The sequence below is a fragment of the Candidatus Micrarchaeota archaeon genome, from assembly GCA_028866575.1.
Lineage (GTDB): Archaea > Micrarchaeota > Micrarchaeia > Micrarchaeales > Micrarchaeaceae > UBA12276.
This window is the reverse complement of sequence record JAGWHU010000040.1, coordinates 1-1,371: the sequence shown is the minus strand read 5'-3', so window position 1 is coordinate 1,371 and position 1,371 is coordinate 1. Positions and strand designations below refer to the sequence as shown.

The window sequence follows — 1,371 nt, the reverse complement described above, 5'->3', positions numbered from 1 at the left end:
CAGGCCTGCGTTTGCCCTTCCATGCTGCCGTATGAGACACTTTGGCCACAGTTGCCCCAGTTGTCAAAAAGATAACCGCTGCTTGCGGCTGTGTTTCCTGTTTGTATTTCCATACCCACATAGACAGTATTAAGCGATGTAATTTTTACATCGTATATGAATGGAGGTGTGAATCCATTGTTGGTTATTATGCCGCCATAACCTCCTGAGGAGTATGTTATTCCGTTGTTCTGGGACAGCGATGCCGGTGTTATCTGGTTGTATGCCGCGCTGATTGATGTTCCTGCGAAATTGTCGTAGAAAGTGGTGAAGACGTTGGCGCCTGTGTCGTACTGCGCATATGATGACGAGAGTTGCGGCGCCTCACCGGTCATTGTGTTGCTGAAGAGGTTTGTTCCAACTTGCGCGAAACCCATGAATATAGTTACGTTTGTATGCGACTGTATTCCTGTCTGGTCACTCCCTATTCCGAGTATAGAGTTTGTCAACTTTACCCAGTAGATTGTTCCAGTGGATGTGTTGGTGTTGTTGGTTTCGAGCCACGATGGGATTACGGCGCCTGTCATGTTGAAGAATTCGATGTTATCCAAGTTTCCTGATTCTATAGAAGTATAATTCATGCTGTTTACTGTTATCATTTCCTGGAATGGCGATTGCGTTGCAGATCCTTGTGCGTTGTTAATTGTTATGGGTAGATACGTCACAAGCCCTGATGGAACAATCACGTTGCTGATCGTTATGGTTTCCGTCTTTATCGAGTTTAATGTTGTTGACTTGCTATCTGTGACTATCACATTAACTTGTATCGTGTTGCCGTCCATCTGCGCGTTTGCCTTGAATGTGAAAGTGTTGGCTGTTGAAGATACTCCGGTGTACAGTGCGTTTGCGATTGTTGTGCCTGTTACCGTATTAACCGCGATCCAGTTGTAGGTGTATGGAGGAGACAATGCCCCCATTGACGATTTAAATGAAAGTATGGTGTTCGCGTTGCCGTATACTACCTGATGGCCCGCCGGTGTTATTGTTGGTATTACTACAAATGCATTCGTTGTACCGAATGTGACAGATGGCATTATCGCGTTGGGAGGGAATGCCCTTATTCTTAGCCATTGCGCTGATATAGTGCCGCGATTTCCAAATGCACCAAGAGACACATATTCCAAAGAGGGGAATTCAGGATACGAATAAACCATCTGTGTACCATGATATGGAACATAATTTTTGTACCATGTCTGTGATGTTGTTGAATTCCAAGTGCCGCCCATTACACCTATACTGACACCAACATTTGGATTGCAGGCCTGCGTTTGCCCTTCCATGCTGCCGTATGAGACACTTTGGCCACAGTTGCCCCAGTTGTCAAAAAGATAA

Annotated in this window: 1 protein-coding gene; it reads right to left on the bottom strand. The window is 45.4% G+C overall.

Features of this window, described 5'->3' with window-relative positions:
* A partial coding sequence (locus tag KGI06_06320; protein ID MDE1871823.1) for a hypothetical protein occupies positions 1 to 1,371 on the bottom strand: 1,371 nt, incomplete at both ends.